Origin of the sequence: Photorhabdus laumondii subsp. laumondii (genome assembly GCF_003343245.1) — a bacterium.
In the GTDB taxonomy this organism is placed as follows: domain Bacteria; phylum Pseudomonadota; class Gammaproteobacteria; order Enterobacterales; family Enterobacteriaceae; genus Photorhabdus; species Photorhabdus laumondii.
This window is the reverse complement of the sequence record NZ_CP024901.1, coordinates 4118472-4145265: the sequence shown is the minus strand read 5'-3', so window position 1 is coordinate 4145265 and position 26794 is coordinate 4118472. Positions and strand designations below refer to the sequence as shown.

The window sequence follows — 26794 nt, the reverse complement described above, 5'->3', positions numbered from 1 at the left end:
TATGAACCTAAAAGGCTTTATTGATAGATTGTCCGAGCAGGAAGTTCGTCTTTTTGTTGAAAATGGGGCGCTAAAATCTCAGTCTGCTCCGGGTGCCATCACACCTGAACAGGGAAAATTTATTAAACAAAACAAACAAGCAATTATTGATTTTCTCTCTCATACAGAGGTGGCGGGGCAACAGAAGTTTTCGTTATTACAACGTCGGCACCTTACCAAGGCACCATTATCCTTTGCCCAGCGCCGTTTTTGGCTGGTCGAACAGGTTTCTACAGTTGAACGTCAGTATAAGATTTCAACTGCATTCAATTTATATGGTCAATTTTCCTTGGAAGCCGCGAGTCAGGCGATAGATGCCATTCTTAAGCGACATGAAATTTTACGAACGGTTTATCAGGAATCACAGGGCACGCCCGCACAAGTCGTGTTGAACGACTATGTTTTCCAGATTGACAAAGACACCCTTGCCGATGGTGTTGACCAACAGCAACACATAGAGGATTGGCTGGAGAGGCAGAGACAGAGGAAATTTGATTTAAGTAGGGATTTACCGCTAAGAGTGGCCTATTTGGCCTCTGATCTAAAACCAGATACCTCAGATAAGCCGTTGACCGGCGTATTGTTTTTTGATTTGCACCATATTGCTGCTGATGGCTGGTCGCTGGCGATATTAGTTGATGAATTTACCCTTCTTTATCAACAAATTGTGCAGGGTAAACCCGCCTTACTGACTGAGCTTGAATTGCAATACTCGGATTATGCTTACTGGCAGAATCAAGCTGAAACTCAGCAAATGTTTGACGAGCAGTTGCAATATTGGCAACAACAGTTGGCTAACCTGCCATTGGTTCATGAATTGCCGTTAGATTATGCTCGCCCGCAAAAATTGGATATGCGTAGCGCAATGCACACGCAAAAGATACCAATGGAGACGGTGAGTAAACTTAAGCGATTAGCTGTAGATGCAAATGCCACTTTATTCATGTTGTTGCATACCGCTTTTGCGGTGATGCTGGCTCGCTACAGTGATAACCCGGATGTGGTTATTGGGACACCTATTACAAGTCGGCCGGTACAGAAACTGGAGTCGCTCATTGGCTGTTTCCTCAATACGCTCGTATTGCGTTTGGATTGTACACCGACGCTGACATTCAATGCGTTGTTGAACAATGCAAGGCAGGTGCACCTTGATGCACAGAGCAATCAGGCCATTCCATTCGAATTATTGGTCGAGAAATTGCTCGCTGAACAAAGCACCGCGTTTACTCCCTTATTCCAAGTGCTTTTCTCAATGCAAAATTATGAATCTCAACCGTTGGAACTTGCTGATGTTGAATTTAAAGAGCTTATGGAACAAGGGGGACAAACGCAGTTTGATTTGACCTTAACCGCAGCAGAAGATCAGGATGGGCTGTCGCTGATTTTTGAGTTTAATCAAGGGCTTTTTAATTCGGACACCATCGCCCGTTTTGCCGAAAATATGCAGTTGTTGTTGGCACATATTGCGGTCAACGGTGATAGGCCAATTAATCAATTGGCGATTGTCAGTGAGCAGGAACAAGCTGTGTTGGACAAATCTCATCAATCAGCTTGGCAACTGCCTGAGGTGCAACCTTTTGTGCATCAGCTTATTCAACAGCGGGTGGCTGAGTATCCTGAACGAGTGGCAATTCGCTATCAGGAGCAAAGCCTCAGTTTTGCTGAACTTGATGCAAGGGCTAATCAGATCGCTCAATTATTGTTGACTAAAGGTGCTGACAACAACCCGTTGGTTGCTATTTTGATGGAGCCTGGCATTGACTTTGTTGTCAGCATGCTAGCGATATTGAAAGCAGGATGTGCTTATTTGCCATTAGATCCCACTTATTCTGTGGCACGGTTAAGTTTTATCTTGGCTGACAGCCATGTTGGTTTGGTTATCGTCGATAACAAGAGTATCGATAAGGTCAATTTACCAGCGGATAGCGTTTGCACTATCTTGCTTGATGAGACTGAAATTGCCGCCCAGCCCCGTACTGAACCGATGTTGACCTCAAGTGTGACAGCGGATTCCCTTGCCTATGTCATTTATACCTCGGGTTCAACGGGTAATCCTAAAGGGGTGATGATCCAGCATGGGGCGTTGAGCGCATCCACTGCTGGGCGGTTTAATTCATACTCGATAGTACCGGAGAAATTTTTACTGGTTTCCTCCTTTGCTTTCGATTCATCGATTCCGGCGATATATTGGGGGCTTGGCAGCGGTGCAACGTTGCATTTAATGGCCCCTCAAGATGCGAAAGATGCATCGTATGTGGCGAAGCTTATAGACAGTCAACAAATTAGCCACGTTCTTTTTATTCCCAGTTTCTACGATGCTGTTCTTGATTACCTTGTCGGGCCTTCACTACGTAAAGTGATTTGCGCCGGCGAAAATTTGTCGGACAACGTAAAGACAAAACATTTCCAGTGTCAGCCTCAGGCAACGCTTGTCAACGAATATGGGCCAACGGAAACCACGGTATGGTCTTCGTTGAAAATCTTTGAAAAGGCGACGGAGCCAGTCACGATTGGTCGGCCCGCTCCCCATGTGTCACTTCATGTGTTGGCAAAAGATCGCTCCCAATGCCCGGTCGGTGTAGTAGGAGAACTGTATGTCGGTGGTGTCGGATTAGCAAAAGGGTACTTGAACCGCCCGGAACTGACGGCTGAACGTTTTATTGATCATTTGGATGCTAAAGGTAACCGCGAACGGCTATATCGCACCGGTGATTTAGTGAAAGTGTTGCCATCAGGCGAAATTGCCTACATTGGCCGAAATGATTTCCAAGTGAAATTGCGCGGTTTTCGGCTCGAATTGGGAGAAATTGAGCACTGTATCCGCACGCATTTTGATGTCGCGGATGTTGTGGTTTGTGTGAGACAGGATGACAAGCAGCGGCAATCCTTGGTGGCTTATTTGGTGGCTCCGTCGATGCTCGACATACGAGAACAGCGCGATAAAGTCGAGCGTATCTTACCGGAGTTTATGTGGCCCGGCTTCTATGTGTTATTGCCGGAAATGCCGCTGACTGAGAATGGCAAAGTTAATCGTAAAGCTCTGCCTGCGCCAAGCAGGGAAAATATCGCTAAGGAGCCTTTTACGTCACCAGAAACGGCAACTGAAAAGCAGTTAGCTGGATTGTTCCATAGAGAGCTTGGGTTGACGCCAATCAATATTGAGGCCCGGTTTGTACAGCTCGGTATTCACTCACTGCAATTTGTCAAACTCGGTAGTGCCATCAGCGAAGAATTAAAGATCGAACTGTCCGTGAAGGATTTTTACGTCTATGACACGCTGTTTGCTTTAGCGCAGTATGTTGAGCAGCAGTTTGCCGAACGACAGAAACAGATTGGGGGAGAAAGGGAGGTTGTTGAACTGTGAATATCGCCGCATTTTTAGCTGACTTAAAACAGCAAGACATTATGGTATACCTTGAATCTGACTCGCTTAAGTTAAACGCGCCTAAAGGCGCGGTATCGCAGAATATGCTGACTGAGTTGAGAACGCATAAGGTAGAAATTATTGCGTATCTGCAAGGGCAACAATCAAATCCATTACCGATCAAGACCGCCGACAGGGAATTGACTCGATTACCTCTCTCTTTTGCACAACAACGCCTGTGGTTCATCGACCAGCTCTTTGGCAGCAGCGAGCATTACAATATGGCGACGGTGTTGGAAGTAAATGGCGAGTTCGATTTAACGATTGCTGAAAAAGTCATGCAACGAATTGTCGAACGTCATGAAATATTGCGCTCGGTTTACCGAGAAGAGCAAGGAGAAGTATGGCAGGAGATTCAGTCAGCGGTTAAGGCAAAAATCAATGTTCGGCATTTGACATGTGAACCTGCCGAGCTGAAAGCGATATTTTATCAGTATGTTTCTGCTCCGTTTGATTTACAGAAAGATCTGATGATCCGGATCGACTTTTTTACCACTAATACTCAGCGGCAATTTCTTATCATCAACTTGCACCATATTGCTGGAGACGGATTGTCTTTTTCTCTCTTGATGGAAGAATTTGTCATCCACTACCAAGAGATTAAGCAGAATCTGCCAGAATCTTTGCCTGTATTACCTGTGCAATATGCAGATTATGCTTACACTCAGCAGTCATGGATTGCCGATGGGGTGTTTGATGAGCAACTTGATTATTGGCAACAAAAACTAGCGGATATACCGCAAGTTCACCAATTTCCATTGGATCTTCAGCGGCCGGTGAAACAGACCAACTACGGTGTTAAGGTGCGATTCCGATTGGATCGGCAATCTTCGTCGATGTTGCGTAAACATGCGGGCGATGCCGGTGCGACTCTGTTTATGTTATTGCACGCTGCATTTTCAGTATTTATCGCTCGTTACAGCCAGCAAACGGATATTGTCATTGGTACACCGGCCACTAACCGTAAACAAAAAGAGTTACAGTCACTGATCGGGTTGTTTGTCAATACGCTGGCGTTGAGAACCGAATATCAGGGCAAGGTTGATTTCATGCAGTTTGTGCAGCATGTAAAGCAAGTCAACATTGAAGCACAAATGAATCAGGATTTGCCGTTTGATGTTCTTGTGGAGAAATTGGCGGTGAGTCGGAATATCGCTTATTCACCGATATTCCAGTTCATGTTCACAATGGATACGACTGAGGCCGGTGAATCGAGACTGGATGACGTGGTGTTTACGCCGGTATCTTCGGGGGAAGCATTCTCTAAATTTGATTTGGAACTCGATGCGATTGATGACGGTGACACGATTCTGTTTGAAGTGGTGTACAACAGTAGCCTATTCCATGAACACACGATTGCAAGGTTACTCAAATCGTTTGAAGTCTTGTTGATTGATATCGCCGAAAATCCTTATAAAACATTAGACTCTTTAGCGTTGTTGGATGAAGACGAAAAGCGTCGTTTAGGGCAACAACTGGCGATACCATCTTCTATCGCAACAACGACAGAATCTGTGCAATGCCGGTTTGAACGTCAGGCAGCACAAAGATCCGATGCGACGGCTTTGGTATGGCAGGTTGCAGGCGAAACGCAAACCCTGACATATCGCGAATTAAACCAGCGGGCCAACCGATTGGCGCATCACCTAATCGAAAAGGGGGTTAGGCCGGGCAATATTGTTGCGTTATGTTTGCCTCGTTCCCCTGAGATGATTGTCAGTATATTGGCTGTACTGAAAGCCGGTGCCGCTTACACTCCTATTGACATTGACAACCCTCAATCCCGAATTAATCACATTATTACGGATTGTCAGCCGGTAGTTGTGTTGACGAACAACACATATGCAGACAAGTTTGCTGAACTGAATGTCATTGTTGAGCTGTTAACCTCGGAAATGGAACTGTTTTCAGGGACTGCATCGGATGATCCGAATATCAGCCATAGCTTGGATGAGCTTGCCTATGTCATGTATACCTCCGGATCAACGGGCAAACCTAAAGGGGTCATGGTAGAGCATACGCAGTTGAGCCATTTTGTGGCGGCAGCACTGGCAATGTATGCCGTTAAACCTGACGACAACATATTACAGTTCTCCTCATTTGCATTTGATATTTCCATTGAAGAGTGTTTTGTCACCCTATGTGCAGGGGCCACTTTAGTATTGAGGGACGATGATTGGCTCAACAGCGCTGACCTATTTTGGCAACAGTGTGGTCAGCACAACATCACTGTAATGAGCTTGCCTACCGCATTTTGGCATCAGGTGAGTAGTGGCGACGCTTTGGTGCCTGACACATTACGGTTGGTTATCGTTGGCGGTGAAGCCATTAATGCTGAAATTGTCAGGCATTGGTTCGCATCAGCAAACCGTCCTCCGGTGATGAATACCTACGGGCCGACCGAAACAACCGTTTTAGCGAGTTACTACTTGATTGAATCCGCGTTGCAGATTGAGCAGTCGGTTCCCATTGGCAGGGTAGGTGGTCATGTTAAAGCCTATGTTGTTGATGAGCATTTGAATTTGGTGCCACAAGGTGTCATTGGTGAATTGGTTGTTGGTGGTAAAGGTGTCTCCCGAGGTTACTTAAACAGACCTGAGGAGCAGCAGAGAAGTTTTATCCAGGTTGCTTTTTTCGACGGTGAGGTTGAGCGGCTTTACCGGACCGGTGATCTGGTGAGGTTTAATGTTCATGGTGAGATTGAATATATCGGGCGCAAGGATAGCCAGATAAAAATTCGGGGTTTCCGTATTGAGCCAGGTGAGATTGAGAACCAACTTATTGCGATTGATGGGGTGAGACAGGCGGTTGTCACTGCTGATGAGATTAACGGTAACAAACAACTGATTGCATACTACGTTGCTGATGTGCCACTGGAGCCGGCCGCGCTAAAGGAACAAATAAGTCAAACCTTACCCGAATATATGGTCCCTAATGCCTTTATTTCGCTAGACAGCATTCCAATGACGGTAAACGGTAAAGTTGACTACAAAGCGCTATTGAGTGTAGAGACGCAAGAGCCGTTACCCGAGAACTATTGCCTCCCGCAGGGGGAACTGGAGGAACAACTGGCTGATATGTGGCAGCAATTGTTAGGCCATCCTAAAGTGGGTCGTACCGATAACTTTTTCAAACTAGGGGGACATTCCCTGTTGGCGATTAAGTTGGTATCGGAAATCCAGAAAACCTTAGCTGTACAGATCTCTGTTCGGGCCGTCTTTGAAAGCCAAACTTTGGCTGAACTTGCACAATTGATCGTTGAACAACGGATAACAACTGGCGGTAATGCAGCGATAGCGCCAATTACACCTGTCGCTGAAATGGCGCGGCTTCCATTGTCATTTGCCCAGCAACGGCTTTGGTTTATTGACCAGTTAGATGGGCAAACGCCTCAATATAATATGCCGTTGGCATTAACCGTCAAAGGGGAGTTCAATCTCGCTATCGCTGAACGTGCGATAAACATCATTGTTCAACGCCACCAAGTGCTGCGAACGGTCTATCGGCATGATACCGCCGGTGCATGGCAGGAGGTGCTGGACAAGGTAACGGTGAAGATCGACCGTATTGACTATCGAAGCCTTGGGGAAAAAAGCGGCCAACAGCAGGTGCAAGAATTTATTCAGCAGCACGCTGAGCAACCATTTGATTTAGCGAACGATGTCATGCTGCGAGCGGCCTATCTAAAGATAGCCGAAGATCAGTGCGTTATGGTCTTCAACATGCACCATATCGCATCAGATGGTTGGTCAATCAAAGTGCTTGCTGATGAGTTTGTCGACATATACCGCCAACTGCTTGAAGGCATTCAGCAACCGGCTTTGCCATCGCTAGCCATTCAATATAAAGATTATGCGGTCTGGCAACGGCAACAACTACAAGGTGAAACGTTACAAACGGATCTTAATTACTGGTTAACTCAGCTTAATGAGTTGCCTCCTGTACACGACTTACCGTTGGATCATTCACGTCCATTGCAACTTGGCAGCCGTGGTGGGCTATTTGAATTTAGTGCTGACAAGTCTCTTTTGACTGGGCTCAAATCGCTTGCCGGTCAACATAATACGAGCCTGTTTGTGGTATTGCATGCGGCATTTACCCTGTTACTTGCCCGTCATGGACAAAGCCCGGATATTGTCATCGGGACGCCGGTTGCGAATCGTTTGCAGGCGGAAGTTGAGCCGCTTATCGGCTTTTTCGTCAATATGCTCGTGCTGCGCACCCAATACCAAGCCGATCTCACTTTTGCTGAATATCTATCGTATATTCGTCAGGTCAATATTGATGCTCAAGCGCATCAGTTACTGCCGTTTGAATTGTTGGTTGAAAAAATGCAGCCGGAGCGGAGTACAAGTTATTCGCCGCTATTCCAAATCGTATTCTCGATGGATACCAATGAATCTCAGGTATTGCAATTGAGCGACGTTGAATTTGAGTCCCTTGATAGCGAACATGTCACGGCCCAGTTCGATTTGACCTTAGATGCCGGTGAAAGTGAGAACGGTCTTGATTTTAGTTTTGAATACAACTGTGAACTGTTCGAACGGTCGACAATAACCCGATTCAGCCAACGGTTCCTGACTTTACTGTCTGCATTAGTGAGTGAGCAATATCAAACGGCTCCTTTGACGAAACTGCCGGTGTTAACTGAGCAGGAAAGACAATATCTGTTGGTCGATATTAATGACAACTGGCAGTCTTATCCGGTTGATAAGTGCATTCATCAATTGTTCGAAGAACAGGCGGAACGGAGCCCGGAACAAACAGCGGTTATTGACGGCGAGCTTCATCTCACTTATCGGCAAGTGAACGCTCAAGCGAATCAGGTCGCTCACTTTTTGTTGGACAAAGCTTATACCCCGGATTCCTTTATTGCGGTTTGTATGGAGCGAACTGCGGCTTCGGTGATTACCGTACTTGGCATCTTGAAGGCGGGTTTAGCCTATGTGCCATTTGATGCTGATCAGCCGTTGCAGCGGATTGAATACATTCTTCAAGATAGCGGTGCGCCATTAGTTGTGGTTGATGATATTCAGTGTTTGCCTACTGAGGTGGCTTCGGCGTACAACGTCTGGAGATTGGATGAAATATTAAGCCGGTCACGGCTTAATACCCATATTGCGGTGACGCAGCGTCATTCAACCGCGACTAATTTGGCTTACATGACTTACACCTCAGGAACAACGGGCCATCCCAAGGGCGTGATGGTTGAGCACACGGCGATGATTGCGCGTTTGTATGGTTGGGATGCGGTATTTGGTTTATTTCAGCGGCCGCCAACCGTATTGCAAATGGCGGGTTTGGCTGTGGATATTTTTCTGGGTGATATCGTTAAGAGCTTGACCACCGGTGGCCGCTTGGTGATTTGTCGCAAGTCGGATTTAATTACCACAGAGGATTTGTATCAGCTTATCGAACAACAACACGTGACATTTGGTGATTTTGTGCCGGTCATTCTGAGAAATTTACTTGATTATGCTGAACAAAACAGAGTTCGATTGAATTCACTGCGCCATATATTAGTGGGTTCCGAAGCTTGGTATGGTCGTGATTTGAACCGTTTACAAAAGCTGATGCATACCGATGCCCGTTGTTTCAATATTTATGGACAAACAGAATCGGTGATTGATGCTAGTTACGGTGATGTCACGCATCTCTGTTTGCCTGATGATGCCTATGTTCCCATCGGTACGCCGTTTGCCAATACCCACATTTATATCCTTGATGCTTATGGCGAGCCTGTACCTATGGGGGTAGTGGGTGAAATTGCGGTAGGTGGCCCCGGTTTGGCAAGAGGTTACAACCGCAATCGCGAATTAACGCAACAAAAATTTGTTAAAGACAACCTTTCTGGTCGTTGTGGTTATATTTATCACACGGGTGATCAAGCGAGATTAAAATTTGATGGAACGCTGGAGTTTTTAGGGCGTAATGATGATCAAATAAAACTGCGAGGATTCCGTATTGAACTGGCTGAAATTGATGCCAAGCTTCGTGCATTGCCTGATGTGCAGAATGCTATTGCTGTGGTGCGGGAAATTGAGCCGGGCAATAAACAAATTATTGCTTATCTTCAAACGCCACGACCGTTATTAGTTGAACGGATCAGAGAACAGCTACGGCATCAATTACCTCATTACATGATCCCCAGTGCATTTGTCTGTCTGAATGCTTTCTCGGTGAGTATTACCGGAAAAGTGGATAAAGAAAAACTCCCTGTACCGGAAGCCAGTGCTTTTACCAGTACTGAATATGTTGCGCCACAAAATGACATTGAAAGAACATTAGCCTCTATTTTTGCCGTTGTTTTGAAACAGGAGAAAGTGAGTCGTTACGATAATTTCTTTGCTTTGGGGGGCGACTCAATATTAATTGTGCGTGTTGTTGCGATGGCTAAACAGGCGGGTTTGGCACTCAGTGTAAAAGATATTTTGGCCTATCAAAGTATTGATGAAATAACGCAGCAGTTACCTGATTTGAACCGCAACATTGTCTCTTCTAAAGAGGCTTATCACGCTTTTTCATTACTCACGGATGACGAACGGGCGGCATTGATTGAGCAGTCAACATTGGATGATGCATATTCATTGTCAAGTTTGCAAATGGGGTCTATTTATCATCAGCTAAAAGATGAAAGTTACCATATTGTAGAGCATTATTTGATTAATGCCGTGTGGAGTGAACAAGCATTTCGTCAAGCGTTTAATGCCATAGTACAACGCCATGAGTTATTGCGTGCGACATACAACTTCGAATTAGGGAGAGCGTTGCAATATATTCATAAAACGATTGCTTTGCCGGTTACACTCAATGATTGGCGTCACCTTTCTGTGCAGGAATTTGAGCATCAATTAGACCATTGTCTGGAACAGGAAAATAGCCACTTTTTCGTTGAAAATGAATTGATGTGGCGAGTTAATGTATGTATTGATGCTAATAATACATTTGCACTGGTTCTATCTCATCAACATGCCATTCTTGACGGTTGGAGTGTTGCCAACCTGCAAGTTGAGTTTATGGAAAACTATTTATCGGTGTTGTCTGGCGGTTCTATTCCACCAAGAGCTGACTTACCGCATTACGGTGAATACATTGCTGAGGAGCTGGCGGCTATTGATGATCCTGAGCAAAAAGCTTATTGGCAGCACATTGCCAATGCTGCGGTGTTGCCTGACTGGACCGGAAAAGCGTCAACACAACATTATTCTGCTCGCCTTGAGTTATCTTATTTACATGATGATTTACAACAACTTGCTACGTGCTTAAAAGTACCGCTGCGCACCTTGTTATTGGCAATCCATGTTTATGTCTTGGCGAAAATCAATGGTACTGACTCGATAACCAGTTCGGTGGTAAGCCATGGAAGACTTGAAGTGAAGGGAGCTGAATCTTGTCTTGGATTATTCTTAAATACGCCGCCGGTTAATGCCGATATCCATCAACAAACCTGGGCGTCGTTGATTCAGCAATTAACCGAATATAGCACTGCAAGCTGGCCTTATCGATATTATCCGGTTGCTGTTATGCAAGAGGAATTCAAGTGTGATTACTCTGGCGCTCTGTTTAACTATGTCGATTTTCATGTGTCTGATGAGTTACAGACAACGCAAGATGCTGAGCCTGAGCAGGCTTATGATCATGAATATGAACGAGTTGATTATGGTTATGATTTTGTTTGCCATCATAGTTCAGCTAATCGTTTTCTGGTTCTGCAATTAGCGTTGACCCAATCGGTATTTGGGGCACATCAGGCGGGGCAAATATTAGCCTGTTATGAAACGGCGATAAAATCGATGTTAGCTTCACAACATCATCGCTTGGGGCATGCGGATTATCTGGCATCCGGTCAAATCCAACACTTGTATCAATTAGCCCATAATGCCTCATCTATTGCTAATGATTGCCCATCTGTGACGCAATTATTTGCCCGAATTGCGCGTCGGATACCTGATGAAGTGGCCTTGTCAGGGCCTTGGGGCAGCATGAATTATGCTCAGTTGGCGTTAGCGGCTGACAAACTGGCGACACTCCTTATTGCGCGGGGTATCGGGGTAAATGATACGGTGGGTATTTATTTATCCCGTACTCCTGAGGTAGTGATTAGCGTCTTGGCTATTTTGAAGGCGAACGCGACATTTGTACCATTGGCAACCGATTATCCAACAGAACGTATTGCCCATATTATTAATGATGCGGATATTCAGCTTATTGTTTCACAACGTTCTGAAAGCCACACTTTGCCTGTTGATGAACAACGTATTGTTATGGTTGATGAGATTGACTCGGTTGATACTGCGGTTGTGGCACGAGAAGTGGCATTATCAGCGCAAGAGCGTGTTGCTTACATCATGTATACCTCGGGTTCAACGGGTACGCCGAAGGGCATTAAGATCAGCCATCACAATTTACTGAGCTATTATCAGGCGGTTCAACGCTGTTATCCGGCAAATTCTGCCCACGCGGTATTGCAAATTGCCAACATTGGTTTTGATATTTTTATCGAAGAATTAATGTTGTCGGTATTTTCCGGTGGTCGTTTGGTTCTGGATAATCATAAAACAGCGTATAGCGTTAAACAGTTATGTCAGATCATTGATGCACAAAAAGTCACACTGATTTCAGTACCCACAGCCTTATGGCATGAGTGGACGTATCAGTTAACTGCTGACGATGTTGAACAACTGGTTGAGCATTTGAAGGTATGTATCGTCGGTGGTGAAGCCATGCGAATGGAGTTATTGGCGCTATGGCAACAAAAAACACAAGGAAAGATCCGTTTATTCAACACGTATGGACCGACAGAAACAACCATTGTGGCAACCGCTATTGATGTCACACAATTCGATACCTTAACAAATTCAGTGGTGCCGATAGGACGTCCTTTGGCCCATTGTCAGACCTATGTTTTGGATTCTCAGGGTGGATTGGTACCGCCAGATGTTATTGGTGAACTCTACATTGCGGGTGATGCTTTAAGTTTAGGCTATGTGAATAACCCGGAACAAAATGCGGCACAGTTTGTTGAAATGGCTATCTTGCCGGAACAAACAGTAGGTTTATATAAAACCGGTGATCGTGTTTATTGGAATAACGAGGGTGAACTGGTTTATGTCGGTCGTCTTGATAATCAGGTCAAGATCAGAGGTTTTCGTATCGAAACCCGCGAAATAGAGTCAGCATTGTCAGCTATTGATGGTGTGGCGACAAGTATTGTGCGGGTTACTGTCGATGCAACCAGCGAAAAACAACTATGTGCCTGGCTGGTGATGCCAGAGGGGACCGAAACGGATGCTGTCATCCCCCCGATAAGAGAGCAACTGAAAACCCGATTACCAGAGTATATGGTGCCAACCCTATATGCTGTGATAGCCACTATACCAACTACGGCTAATGGTAAAGTGAATTTTGCTGCCCTACCTGAGCCAAAACCTTGCATTACGCGAGGATTGGATCGTGTTGCGGAAACTGAAATTGAAAAACAGTTGGTACAACTGTGTGCCGACGCACTGAAATTACCGTCAAGCATGGTGAGTTTAGCCGCGTCTTTTATCGAATTGGGAGGGAACTCATTAACCTTGTTGAGGTTTTTACATCAGATACAACAGACTTTTGCTGTAGTGATAAGCATTGCCGATGTCATGACGGCCACTAATCTGGCAGTACTGGCACTGATGATTGAGCGTAAACAGTTGCAACAAACTGAACAAAGCCATCAGGGATGTAACACGGTGGCGGAAGAAGGCTGGTTATGATGATAAAAATAGGCGCTGATAAATAAGGTGGAATAATGCGAGTTATTGATATTATTCGGCAAGCTTCGGCTGCGGGCGTGCAGTTATTTGTTGAGCGCGGCAAATTGGGTTTTAAAGTTATATCGGGTTATGTTTTTACCCCTGAACTAAAAGCCTTGGTAGTGGCGAATAAAGCTGAAATTATTGCTTTTTTAGCGCCAGATGAAGCCATTAAATTGGTGTCATTGGGTACTGATCAAACGCCATTATTTTTGGTTCCTGGTGCTGATTCTTTAGCATCATCTTTTGTTGATTTGGCTGAGAAAATAAAAACCGATTTTTGCCTTAAGGTATTTGATGCAACCTCCCTATTATTGGGGGGTGAAACACTTTCTGTCAAAACATTGGCTGAACGTTATGCCGCATTACTTTTGCAAGCTTATCCACAAGAGCATTATCGACTGGCGGGTTATTGTGTGGGAGCATGTACAGCCTTTGAGGTTGCTTTGGTGCTGGAAAGTGAAGGGAAAACCGTTGACTTGATGGTTATTGAGAGTTTTCTTACCGCCTATGACCGACAACCTTATACCCATGAGGAGATCGATGATGTGAGCACCAGGTTGATTCAAGGTATTGAAGGTGAAGCTCTGGATCGCTTTATTGAGGCTTATAAAATCTACTCTATTATGGCTTGCAATTATGTACCATCGGCCAAATTAAACGGCAGGATGACATTTATTTATTGTGAAAGCTCCATACAACTACGGGCAGAAAAAAAGAAAATTATTGCATCGTTACAAGATTATGTCACACAAACGATTACTTATGGCATGGTAAGCGGTGATCATTACTCAGTATTAAAACCGGGTGCCGTTGAGACTCTGGCTGATGCCATATTATTACAGCATTACCGACCAGAACCCTCATTTAAAAAATTGAACTTAACCTATCAGGCGTTGCTTGACATGGTGCAATATCGGGCCGATATTTATCGGCCTATAGGTGATATCAATAGCTATCACCGGGTAGTGATATCGCAGGTCGGATGTTGGTTTATTGAAATAACAGATGAGCGTGTACATATTGATTTCAATGCTAATAATACAATGTGTGCGCAATATGATTTTTATAGTGAGATTGAAATCAGTGTGGACACATTAATAGCGTGCGCAACCAGTGAGGAGCCGTCCGCTGCTATTGCTAAGGCGATATTGGATAATAAAATTCAGGTACAACGAGGAGAAAATCTTTATCACTTATTATGGATTGTTTTTGGCGTCACGGAACCTGATGAGATTTTTGACTGGATTGAACAGCAAGACAGCCAAGATGAGCATTTAGGTGTTCAAACGAATGGAAGGACTTTTAACGATAAATGGCATATTGATTCTCATATTTGTACTCGCTATATGCCTGCTCATTACAGTGTGATTCATAAGGCATTAATGTCTCTACCGATCGAATACAGTGACTTTCAATTTATCGATTTGGGGTGTGGGAGAGGGCGAGCTATTATATGTGCATCCAGTTACAACTTTAGCAAGATTACCGGAGTAGAAATTGTTGAATCATTGGCATTAATTGCACAGCAAAATGTTAACGCGATAAAGCAAAAAAGTCATATTGAGATAATACAAGCTGATGTAAACGACTATCGATTTAATGAAAACCATGTAGTTATTTATAACTTTGATAGTTTTGTTAATGATCAACTTAAGCAACTTCTACAGTGGTTGAAAATCGATGTTTATGATAAAGGTTATAAAGTGTTGATTTTACAAATTAATGGTGATGATGCTATTTATCAACACTGTTTTTGGTTAACGCCGAAAATAATTAGCCGAGGTTTTATGGGGGGATGGAATATCACTCTGTGGCAAAGTGAAGGTTGTTAAAATCTGGCGATAATAAAATTTTACTTGGGAGTTAATATCGATGATCTCTGATTTGGTTAAAGCCAATCGGTTAAAAATTATTTTTAATAGTATTGTTGGTGCTTTTAGTGCTTTCTTTAGTATTTGGTTAATTTCCTTGATTACCGATGATGCATTAGAACAGATTAGCGCTGACTTAGTATCATGGACAGTTAAATTCTTCATCGGGCTTGCCTGCTTGTTTGTTGTGAGTTCTTTTGCTAATTACTTAATGACAAAGTTAAGCGTCAAAATTATTTTTGAAGTTCGTAGTACCTTAGTGAAACGTATCTTGAATACCCCTTATGCTATTTTGGAACGGATTGGCGGGCATAAAGTCCAGGCCAGTTTAACATCTGATGTGAGTGATATTTCCAGAGCTATTTCTACCATGCCGCAGTTTATTTATCATGTGATTACAGTGATTGCATGTTTAGGTTTTCTGGCATTCAAATCGATTGAGCTGTTTATGGTCACGTTGGTCACTCTCCCGTTAGGGCTTTTGGTTTCGCGTTATTTTATTAGTAAAGCCGAAGCTTATGATGAGGTATATCGTGATGATTATGATAGCCTTCATGAACAGTTTAAAAGTCTGGTAGATGGAGTTAAAGAGCTTAATAATAATGAAAAGCGCAAACATTCATTTTTTAATCGAGGTGTTTTACCATCATTAGAAAAGATTAATGACTCTGATCTTAAATCAGAAATTTTCTGGAAATTGAATGAAAACTGGGGGCAAATATTATTATTTCTGGTGCTTGGATCTATTTTATTTTCTCACGTTATGTGGGAGATAGGAGAAAGCAATGATATTCTTACCTTTATCTTTATTATGACCTTTTTGCTGGGCCCTGTTGATTTTATTTTGTCCTCACAGGAAACCATAGTAAAGGCACTCATATCTCTACGTAAGATTGATCGCTTAAGGTTTTCTGAAAACTTATCAATGGAGCCAACATTAACCAACACAGGAGAGTTTAAAGAATGGTCTCGAATTTCCCTGCGTTCCATAAGCTTTAAATATGCCGGTGAAGGGAATTGTTTTTCTGTTGGGCCGATTAATCTGGATATTCAGCGTGGCGAAATTATCATTATTAAAGGCGGTAATGGCAGTGGTAAATCAACTTTTGCTAAATTGTTGATTGGTCTATTGAATAAATCTGAAGGTGATATTTTCATAGATGATAAGGTGGTTAATGAAGATAATCGAGAGAATTATCTGAATATGTACAGTGTTATTCATTCAGATTTTTATCTATTTGATACAGTAATTAATCGAAAAGGTGAACTTGCCGATGATGAATTAACTCGTCAATATCTGAAAAAATTGGATTTAGCAGAAAAAGTCACGGTTAAAGATGGTAGATTATCCACAACTAAGCTTTCTCATGGTCAACGTAAACGCTTAGCTCTGGTTATCTCTTATATGGAAGATGCGCCTATTTATTTGTTTGATGAATGGGCAGCCGATCAAGATCCTAATTATAGAAGATTTTTCTATCATGAATTACTTTCTGAAATGAAGCGCAATGGAAAAACCGTCATCGTTATTAGCCATGACGATAAATATTTTCATATCGCCGACAGAGTTATCACTATGGATAATGGTTTGGTGGATAATATTGAAATAAACGTACACCCCGATAAAGTAGAAAATGCTGCTTTAGAGTCCGCTATTTCTACTATGTATACCCAATAGATTTCAAGTTGCAGTGCGGCGGCAAGAGAACGCATCCCCAGGAGCATAGATAACTATGTGACTGGGGTAAGTGAACGCAGCCAACAAAGCAGCAGCTTGAAAGATGAAGGGTATAGTTATAATCGCTCGTAGATATCAGGAGGTTATAATGTTAGAACTATTTGAAGATCAATTGGCTGGAATTAGAGAAAAATATGGGAGTGATTGTTTAAAAAGAGTAGAGGATATGTTTTATCCTTTACTACAACAAAGAGCGCCATTACAAGCAGATGCCAAGTATATCATGCCCGGGCTTTCTACCACGCCGTGGTTGGATACGAATTCTTTTCCGCAGTTGCAGCCGTTAGTCACCTCATTGATGAATAATGCGGATAAAATAAAACAGGAAATTAACGCGGTTATCAGCGGTGAGTCCCAATATATCACCGATTATGAGCACTATTTGGGAACTCAAAAAGATTGGAAGGCATTATATTTATTTAAAAATGGTCAGCCTAATAACGCGGTTGCCAATATTTTGCCCGCTACGTGGCATATTTTTAATAATGAATTAAGGGATTGGCATTGTCCTCTGTTGGAAGTTCACTTTTCGGTGTTGCAACCAGGTACGGTGATTAAACCGCATTGTGATTTATGGAATTTCACTCTTAATTTACATTTTGCGGTCGATATTCCTGCTAGCCATTGTGAGATCATTGTTGCCAATGAAGCCAGATGTTGGAAAGAAGGTGAATGTTTACTGTTTGATTATTCTTATCAGCATGAAGCTTATAACCGCTCAGATAAACATAGGATTTGTTTATTAATGGATATCTGGCATCCCAATTTATCATTTGCAGAACGGGAAGCATTGGTTTTGATCATTACCGGTATTCGTAAACTTTTCGGTTAGCTTATACCCTACGGATTTCAAGATGCATCGCGACGGCAAGGGAACGAATCCCCGAGCATAGATAACGATGTGACCGGGGTGAGTGAGTGCAGCCAACAAAGAGGCAACTTGAAAGATAACGGGTATATTTTTCTAGATATGGGTGTGTTGTTGGCTATTAGCAACACAGTTTAAAAGGATAGCCTTTATGAATAGAAAGAGGCAATACATGGTGTCTGATATTCAGGAGTCTAATGACTTCGTTTTTGAGCTTGACTCAACAGAGCAGACATATTTAAAGCAGCAATTTTTAGAGTCTACTCTAAAATATGACATTGATAATTTCGAGGAATTTTATTGGAAATGTTTTTATCAATCGTTTAATTTGCCTGTGCGTTTACAGAAAAAGTTATTTGACTTTCGTGCATTAGAAAATGAAAATTATTTGCTGATAAAGGGGTTGCCTATCCCTGATGATCTTTGCTTAACGCCTTTATCTTATGAACAAACAAATAGTTCTGAGGTGGCGGGGGTTCGTACTTTGATATCAACGATTTTATCTCGAATTGGATATATTTATTCGTTTGTTAATAAAAAGAACTTTAATTTTATCGATGATGTTTTTCCAATGGAAAAATATAAGGATATGCAGTTAGGGACAAACAAAGAGTTTTTAGAATGGCATGTTGAAGATGGTTTCCATGATGCAAAAGCGGATTGGGTTGCTTTATATTGTCTGCGTGGCGATAAAAATGCTGAAACCTACTTGTTTCAAACAAAGAATATTCATTTGGATGCTGAAACCATTGCTGAATTGCAAAAATCAAACTTTGAGATTGATGTCGATCCAACCTTTGTATCGAATGTCAGTGGCCGCCGTTGTGTTGCCGTATTAAGTCAACATAAAGAACCAGAAATGATATTTGATCCCGCTTATATGCGTTGTTTAACACCAAAGGCAGAAGCCGCGTTGGAAAAGTTGAATCAGTGTATTAATGAAAATAGAGAGGCTTTTATATTATCTCCTGGAGACATGTTGCTATTTGATAACCGTAAAGTTGCTCATGCACGCAGCGAGTATGAACCTCGATACGATGGTTATGATCGTTGGTTACTCAGAGCATTAATATTGGAATCAAAATTCAAAGCCAGAGATTACTTTTATACAGGTACTTTAAGGGCAAAATAAAAATGACATCATTTAAAACAATATTATTTAAAACAATATCATTTAAATCAATCACATTACTGTTGATTACCTTATTAACAATAAGTTGTAGCGGATTTAAAAGTTATTCAGAAAAGACGAAGACAGCATTTGAAGCGAAAATTGTTCGTACTCATTATGGTGTCCCTCATATTTATGCACACGACTTGGGAAGCTTGAGTTTTGGCAATGCCTATGCTCAGGCACAAGATAATATATGCATTATGGCGGATGATTATGTGCGCATTAGAGGGGAGCGTGCGCGTTTCTTTGGTGCTGATAGAGATAAGCAGGGGGACTCACTGAATTTAATTCAGGACTTCGGTTATAAAACGTTAGCTTTGGTGGAACAGGCGCGTGAAAAATGGCCGCAATTAAGTGCTGATTCACAGGTAATTATTGATGGATTTGTTGCAGGTTATAATACCTACCTGTCCCATGTTAAGGAAGGGCGTTATACCTTACCAAAAGCTTGTCGAGATCAAGAATGGGTAGCACCTATTCAACGTGAGGATGTATTGGCATATGTATTTTCTATTGCGGTATTTCCTGGTTCTGCTCAATTTCTTGCTGATTATTATGCGGCTGATCCCAATAAAGAAGATCAAAAACAATTGTCTTTAAATATATCTAGGAATAATGGTTATTCCATTGGTTCCAATGGTTGGGCATTAGGCCGTGACAAAGTTGAAGAAGTCAATGGTATGTTATTGGCTAATCCCCATTTTCCTTATGAAGGCAACATGCGTTTTTGGCAGGTGCATCATGTCATGAATGGAAAGATTGATGTTATGGGAGCGTCTTTAATTGGTTTTCCGGGTATTATTAATATTGGATTTAATCACAACATTGCCTGGACTCACACTTATTCATCGGCTGAACATGTCATTGTTTATAAAATGCAAACTGCTGCTAACAATCCGCTCAATTATGTGATTGATGGTGTTATTAAACCGGTAATGTCGAAGCCAATTCATATTGAAGTCAAAACTGATAGCGGTATTAAAACGGTCACGAAAGATCATTTTTATACTGATATTGGGCCCATTATTGAAAATGAAGACTTTGCTTGGTCCGAGTCTGAATTTTATGTCGTGAAAGATGTCAATCTTTACAATCTTGATATGATTGATCATTGGTTGGCGTTGAATCGAGCGGATAGTCTTGCTGATGCAAAACAATCTTATAAAGATTTTAATGGTTTGGCTTTTAATAACACGTTGTTAACTGGTAAAGAAGGCGTTGGTATTTTTATTGGTGATAAAGCTGTACCGGCATTGTCTCTTGAAGCTATTCAATTATTGAATGATAACGAAACTTTGGCGGCAGCACGTGAGAAGTATGGCGTGACTATTTTACCGGGTAACTCATCATCCATGATTTTTACCGAAGCCTTGGGTTATGATCAGATCCCACAGCTCGTGGAAACATCCTATGTACAAAATTCCAATGATTCTCACTGGGCAACGAACTTGGAACATTTACTCGAAGGTTTTTCCCCACTTCTGGGTAATGAACGAAAACCCCTGTCGTTCAGAACTCGTATGGGATTGCAACTAATACAGGATGCGGCGGGTGATAATAAGCGATTTTCTCTCATGGAGTTAGAACAGGCGTTATTCTCTGAGCGTTCATATTTAGCCGAACTGATATTAAAAGATGTGGTTGCCCTATGTGATAAAACACAGAACCGATTAATTAGATTGGTGAATGGCATGAAGGTCGATATTACTCAGGCATGTCAATTGCTATCACAATGGAACGGTGAATTTAATGCGGATAGTCGGGGCGCTATTATATTCCGTGAATTAGCTTTTTTAATTGATCAGCAAAAACACTTTGCCGTACCGTTTGACATAGCCCACCCGGCAACAACGCCACGCCAATTAAAACAAAGTGAAGAGTTTGTCACCTTGTTAGCACGAGCGGTTGCCAATGTGAATAATGTGGGGCTGGCTTTAGATACTCCGGTGAGTAAGTTTCAATTTATTGAAAGTACCGCACCTGACGGTAAACCGGCCGATAATCGCATGAGTTGGCCGGGGTTGTTTGGAGAAGAAGGCGGCTTTAATAAGATCGCTGCATGGGATTGGGATGAAACCCTGTTTCCTAAACATCATTATACTGTGGGTAATGATGTGGTGACTGGTGAGGCATTGGAATCGGAGCTAACTGATCAAGGATATCATATTCGTTATGGTTCTAGTTGGATAATGCTGGTGGCATTTGATCAACAAGGGCCTAATGCGCGTGGGTTACTCACTTATTCGCAATCTTCTGATATTGATTCGCCTCATTTTGCAGATCAGAGCAGATTTTATTCTCATTATAAACAGCTATTGCCGTTGCCTTATCGGCCAAAAGAGATTAAACGATCAACTATTTCAGAATTGGTTATCAAACATTAAATTAAGATTGCTTGGTGCCGGTTCACAAGAAATTTTTTGATGTTTTTAACATAAGCATTATAACTGGCTGGTTGCTTCAGCCAGTTATAGAAAATACCCTATGGATTCAAGATGCAGCCAACAAAGAGGCAACTTGAAAGATGATGGGTAAATACTATTTATTCTTTGGAACGATATAAATATGATGGATTTTTCTAATTCTGGTTATCAGAAATGCGTAGAGTTCACCATGCCATCCATAGAGGATGTGTTTGCTTGTATGATAAATAGAGTTCCTTTTATTATTCGAGGAGGCGCTGAACAGTGGGTAGCAAGAACAAAGTGGACATGGGACTATTTTCAGCAAAAATTTGGTCATCATCTGATAAAAGTATTTCGATCATCAAATAATAAAGATAATAAATATATGTCTCTTGGTGACTATATTGATTATATAAAAGATATGGAAGAACCTGATCCTTATTATGCCTCTGCGTGGCCGTTTTCGCTCTATTTTAAAGAATTGGTGAGTGATTATGAGGTCCCTGACTATTTTTCTTGCTTAATTCGTCAGCGTGTTTCAGACAATATTTTGCATAATGAAGCGGCATTACTATTACTTCGCTGGATTTATATGGGGCCTAAAAACAGCGGCTCTCGTATGCACTTGGACATTGCTTCTACTCATGCTTGGAATGCGGTGATGAGTGGTCGAAAAGAGTGGGTATTTTATGGGCCGGAAGAAGCAATGAAAATAGGTTATGGCAACGTTGATGCTTTTAACCCTGATTTGGCTTTATATCCCGATTTCATTCAGGCTCAAGGTATTCATTGTATACAGAATCCTGGTGATATTGTTTTCACGCCTTGTACACACTATCATCAAGTTAAAAATTTGGAGGCAGGAATTTCAATCACTGAAAATTTTATTAATGACACGAACTTGGAGCTGGTTAAGCATTCCATAAACAACGACGATGATATATCACCGGAACAAGCAAATTTTATTCGGATGTTAATTCCTGAGTTAAGTTAATTCGAATTCTGCTTAAGCCGTCACTCCCGAATAGAAAAATTCAGTGGCGGTTTCTTTTTATTTAAATAATAAGTCCACCCAACACGGTTAATAAATCCCTCTTGCCAGAATATGGTCGTGAACGTTCTAATATTACGTCTACGACCATGATATAGTGTGGAAAACCCGGCATTATTAATAAATTGATGTATTTCTGAAAGGTTTAATACTTAAGGTTCAGTGCGAGAAAGGAACAACCATATGGGAAGTTGTCTCCGTGTTCAAAGAGATGTATGACTCTGATGTCTTTCCTGCACTTACTATTAAAAGTGACGAATGCGGTAAAAGGATAGGGCATTGAGTGGTGAAATCGTTTACTGGAATCATTGTATTCTGTTGTTTCCAGATATCTTGAGCTGCTTACAGCCTGCAAAGATTGTATGATTCGGCACAATGCAATTACAAGAAGTTGTTTTCTCTTGCCCGCCAGCATCTTCAATGTCAGAATCACAGATTACCGGCAGGTGATTGATAGTAGCGTGCTGATTTTCATTAAAATCATGGGACATTAGAAAGTTCGGGAGTATTCAATAGATCATGAATCGCTCAACCTACTTTAATTTATGTGAAGAAAAGCTTTCATTTCTATGTACTCGAGTGGAGCTACGTGGAAAGTTGAACCTACTCGATTTGCATCTTCATTGTGAAGACTTTTACGTTCATTTTTTTAATCTACTCTTTGGGTATGTTTTGAAGAATGTTAATCAGTATACTCACAATGCTGAAGGTATCGACTTGATTGACTCTGTTCAGAAAGTTGTGTTACAGGTTTCTTCGACTGCGACTAAACAAAAAATTGAGTCTGCTCTGTCAAAGAACCTTACAACATATAGGGGGTACAGCTTCAAATTCATTTCTATCTCAGATGCTAGCGCATTAAGAAGACTTTCCTATAAGAACCCTCATTCATTGGTGTTTGAGCCTATATTTGACATACATGATGTCAGATCTCTACTAGATCACATTCTCCATTTAGATATTGTCAAACAGCAAGCAGTCTATGAATTTCTTAGCAAGGAGTTGTCATCGGTAGGTGTGAAGAATCCACTTACTGAAACGAACATTGCTGCTGTGATAAATATATTAGCGAAAGAAAATCTTTCCGATATGCCGAGTGTGGACAAACCGACTCCATTCAATGTTGATGAAAAATTGGTTTTTAACGATCTTAATACTGCGGCTATGGTTGTTGAGGATTACAAAATTCACCACGGCAGACTAAGCCGTATTTATGCAGAGTTTGATGTGGCTGGTCAAAATAAGAGTAAATCTGTCCTTGATTCGTTACGTAATAGTTACATTAAGTTGTGTACTACATATTCAGCTGATGAACTATTCTTTAATATAGTTGATCGGGCTGTCACAGTAGTCAAGCAAAGTGCTAATTATGTATCAATGCCCCTGGAAGAGCTAGAACTTTGCGTGAATGTCATTGTTGTTGATGCATTCATTAGATGCCGTATTTTTAAGAATCCTAAGGGCATAGAAAATGTTGTTGCCTAAAGACATTCATCCTACTAATAGCCTTTACTTTAATGGAGCTTATGTGCTTCAGGCTGTAAGACAGTATAAAGAGGTCAGTATGATGGATCTCTTTGTGGAGTCTCGTAAATTACGTGATATTCCGATGCCGATTTTCGTTTTAACGTTAGATTGGTTATTTCTTGCAGATTTGGTTTCATATAACGATAGCGGAAATATTGTACCATGTTCCTAAAATCACTCCGAATTTCCAACTCTGAAGGTGTAATCCGTCACATTCCTTTTCACGCGGGCTTAAATCTCATCGTAGATGAGACTCTCTCAGGGCCAGAGCAGACTACTGGGAACAATGTTGGTAAGACAACAGTATTAATGTTGATTGATTTTTGTTTGGGAGCAAATGGTAAAGGAATTTATACTGACCCAGAGAATCGCAAAAGCGAATATGTGCTTGTTAAGAATTTTCTCATTGACACAGCTGTTTTAGTTACTCTTACTCTTACTGCTGACTTAGATAACCCATTCGCTGAGGAGCTTGTTATTGAGAGGAATTTTCTTCCACGTAAGCAAATTATTCGCCGGATCAATGGTCATCAAAAAACTGCTGACGAATTTGAGGCGGCACTCACTGAGCAACTTTTTCCTGGGCATTTCGGTAAAAAGCCAACTTTCCCACAAATTATTTCTCATAACATCAGATATAGAGAGTTGAGTGTTATAAATACGCTTCGTACCTTGAGTGAATTTACTCGAGATGATGAATATGAAACTCTTTATTTATTCCTCTTGGGATGTAATTTTGATCAAGGCGATACCAAGCAGAATCTCCTGGCAAGCATTCGTATGGAGATGTCCTTTAAGGGTAGACTTGAGTCGAAGCAAACCCGATCTGCATATGAAGCTTCTATGGCTTTGCTTTCTACAGAGATTGCTAAACTAAATGAAAAGAAGTCGGAGTTTTATATCAACCCTAATTTTGAAAGTGATCTTGAGACACTTGATGAGATTAAATATAAAATTAATGTATCGAGTTCAGTTATTAGTAGGTTAAAACTTCGTCGAAGTTTGATTGATGAAGCAATCAGAGAGATAAATTCCAGCCATACTGAAATTGATACTAATCAATTAAAGGCACTCTACGGTGAGGTAACTGAACGTTTGTCAGGTGTACAAAAGTCGTTTGAGGATTTGTTAGAATTTCATAATCGGATGGTGGATGAGAAGGCACGTTATATAGCTAAAGAGATTCCAGCACTTGAGCAGGAATTAGTTGTTAGGGAAAATAAGCTAGCAAGTTTATTAAATGAGGAGCAGACTTTAGCCGCAAAAATTAGTAAAAGCGGCTCTTTAGAAGAATTGGAATCCTTAATTATAGAGTTGAATGAAAAGCACCGTCGAATGGGGGAGTTTGAGACAATTATTGAGCAAATTCTAACTGTTGATACAACCCTTAGAAATTTGAATAAATCTCTTAATGAAATTGATGAAGAATTATTTTCGGCAGATTTTGAATCTGCAATTCAAATGCAGCTTAATAAGTTAAATAAGTACTTTTCCTCTATTTCTCAGGAACTTTATGGTGAGCAATATGCATTAAAGGTTGACCGAACTACTACTCGAACTGGGCAAAGAATATATAAATTCAGTTCATTCAATACAAATTTTAGTTCGGGTAAGAAGCAGGGAGAGATTACCTGTTTCGATATAGCCTATACCCTTTTTGCGGACAAAGAGGGGATTCCATGCTATCACTTTCTTCTAAACGATAAGAAGGAGCTCATGCATGACAATCAACTAACGAAAATTGCTATGTTAGTTGAGCGAGAACATAAACATGTTCAATATGTGGCTTCAATCTTGAAAGACAAGTTACCGCCAGAACTTAATCAAGAAAAGTACTTCGTTCTCAGACTATCTCAAGATGATAAGTTATTTAGGATAGAATCAAGCAATTAAAATACTTAAGAAAAATTGGTTAGTTTGAGTTTCGTCTAAGAAGAACAGTAAGTTACTGAGGCACTATTAGTTACTTGCAAATAGTTCTTTGCAAATAATGAGTTTGTTAATGTTAACAAGCCTGATTAGTTTAGAAGAGTTTTACTGTAATTATAAGAAATGAAAGCACTTAGTAACTGTAATGAACGTCAGCATGTTAGGTAGCTGACAGTACCTTTTAGATTGATGGTAGGTATACTAACCATCAATCTGGGGTTCTCATTCTTTTTGAACAATGAATGTGTTGTAGCGATTCCCCTTTTTCCAAAACAACCTGTTAATCATTTTGGATTGTTTCTAGGTCATAGTGTTCTTGGTTCAATAAAACGAAGAGTATTTTATAAAAACAACAAATTTTGTCGCCAAAGCGACATTCCTGCATAAAGTGTTTTAACATTTGGTCGTTAAATACGTACAATCCCGTCCCTGAATGTGTTCTCTACAGAATAGGCTTAGTTTGTCGCTGATCCAATTTTACACATCGCGGAGTCGTCTGCCAGCTTGGCTCGGTATATTCGCGATACTGATGTTGTTCATTGCGCCAGTGATTTCCCGGTCACTGGAACATGCGCGCAGCATTAGTGAGGCTCATTCATCGAAAGTGGTCGATTGCCATAGGGTGATGTCATCTGACGATGATATACCTCGGAATATGTCTCATTCTGACGTTTCTTCCGCATCACATGTTACTAAGTTATATAGTACTAATAGTACTAACCATCATGATGGCATGCAGATGGGTATGCATAGTGTTGGTATGTCGATGTTGGAGGATATTGCCTGTGGATACTGCGTTTTTCTGATCCATATACCTATGCTGGATTTGGCGAATACACCGCTATTTTGGTCAACTTCGCTGACTTCACGGCCACCACCGATTCAAACCGTAGCCTCCTTTTTGCCGCATTTCATCTTTTCTGATTCGTTGCCTCGTGCTCCGCCTGAACCGATCTCATCTCATTGATTTAAAC

General features: G+C 41.5%; 12 protein-coding genes. All 12 read left to right on the top strand.

The features are described from left to right. The first annotated feature begins 1 nt into the window (after window position 1). The 12 genes from PluTT01m_RS18180 to PluTT01m_RS18125 all read left to right on the top strand — a co-directional run bounded on the left by PluTT01m_RS18180 (window position 2) and on the right by PluTT01m_RS18125 (window position 26787). Entirely contained in the window at window positions 2-3403 is a 3402-nt protein-coding gene (locus PluTT01m_RS18180; RefSeq protein ID WP_011147713.1) for a non-ribosomal peptide synthetase, read from the top strand. Next, window positions 3400-13215: a non-ribosomal peptide synthetase gene (locus PluTT01m_RS18175; RefSeq protein ID WP_011147712.1), complete on the top strand. Its 9816-nt coding sequence runs from the start codon at window positions 3400-3402 to the stop codon at window positions 13213-13215. The genes PluTT01m_RS18180 and PluTT01m_RS18175 overlap by 4 nt, the downstream gene beginning before the upstream one ends. Window positions 13216-13250: 35 nt before the next feature. Next, window positions 13251-15089 (top strand): thioesterase domain-containing protein, encoded by a 1839-nt coding sequence (locus PluTT01m_RS18170; protein ID WP_011147711.1) that lies wholly within the window; start codon window positions 13251-13253, stop codon window positions 15087-15089. 40 nt (window positions 15090-15129) lie between these two features. Then, a complete protein-coding gene (locus tag PluTT01m_RS18165; protein ID WP_011147710.1) occupies window positions 15130-16806 on the top strand; it encodes a cyclic peptide export ABC transporter in 1677 nt (558 codons plus the stop codon). Between the two features lie 148 nt (window positions 16807-16954). Next, the gene (locus PluTT01m_RS18160) at window positions 16955-17698 is read left to right on the top strand and encodes an aspartyl/asparaginyl beta-hydroxylase domain-containing protein (protein ID WP_041380267.1); all 744 of its coding nucleotides are present in this window, start codon (window positions 16955-16957) and stop codon (window positions 17696-17698) included. Between the two features lie 208 nt (window positions 17699-17906). Next, window positions 17907-18866: a TauD/TfdA family dioxygenase gene (locus tag PluTT01m_RS18155; protein ID WP_041380266.1), complete on the top strand. Its 960-nt coding sequence runs from the start codon at window positions 17907-17909 to the stop codon at window positions 18864-18866. 2 nt (window positions 18867-18868) lie between these two features. Further along, a complete protein-coding gene (locus PluTT01m_RS18150; RefSeq protein ID WP_011147707.1) occupies window positions 18869-21292 on the top strand; it encodes an acylase in 2424 nt (807 codons plus the stop codon). A gap of 181 nt (window positions 21293-21473) precedes the next feature. After that, a complete protein-coding gene (locus PluTT01m_RS18145) occupies window positions 21474-22307 on the top strand; it encodes a cupin-like domain-containing protein (protein WP_011147706.1) in 834 nt (277 codons plus the stop codon). Between the two features lie 576 nt (window positions 22308-22883). Next, a complete protein-coding gene (locus tag PluTT01m_RS18140; RefSeq protein ID WP_011147703.1) occupies window positions 22884-23849 on the top strand; it encodes an ABC-three component system protein in 966 nt (321 codons plus the stop codon). Beyond that, complete coding sequence (locus PluTT01m_RS28315) at window positions 23836-24063, top strand: ABC-three component system middle component 6 (RefSeq protein ID WP_011147702.1); 228 nt, start codon at window positions 23836-23838, stop codon at window positions 24061-24063. Before PluTT01m_RS18140 ends, PluTT01m_RS28315 begins: the two co-directional genes overlap by 14 nt. Beyond that, the gene (locus PluTT01m_RS18130) at window positions 24054-25784 is read left to right on the top strand and encodes a DUF2326 domain-containing protein (protein ID WP_011147701.1); all 1731 of its coding nucleotides are present in this window, start codon (window positions 24054-24056) and stop codon (window positions 25782-25784) included. Before PluTT01m_RS28315 ends, PluTT01m_RS18130 begins: the two co-directional genes overlap by 10 nt. A gap of 469 nt (window positions 25785-26253) precedes the next feature. Continuing rightward, window positions 26254-26787, top strand: coding sequence for a DUF2946 domain-containing protein (locus PluTT01m_RS18125; protein WP_255562353.1), 534 nt, complete (start codon window positions 26254-26256; stop codon window positions 26785-26787). Window positions 26788-26794: the final 7 nt, after the last annotated feature.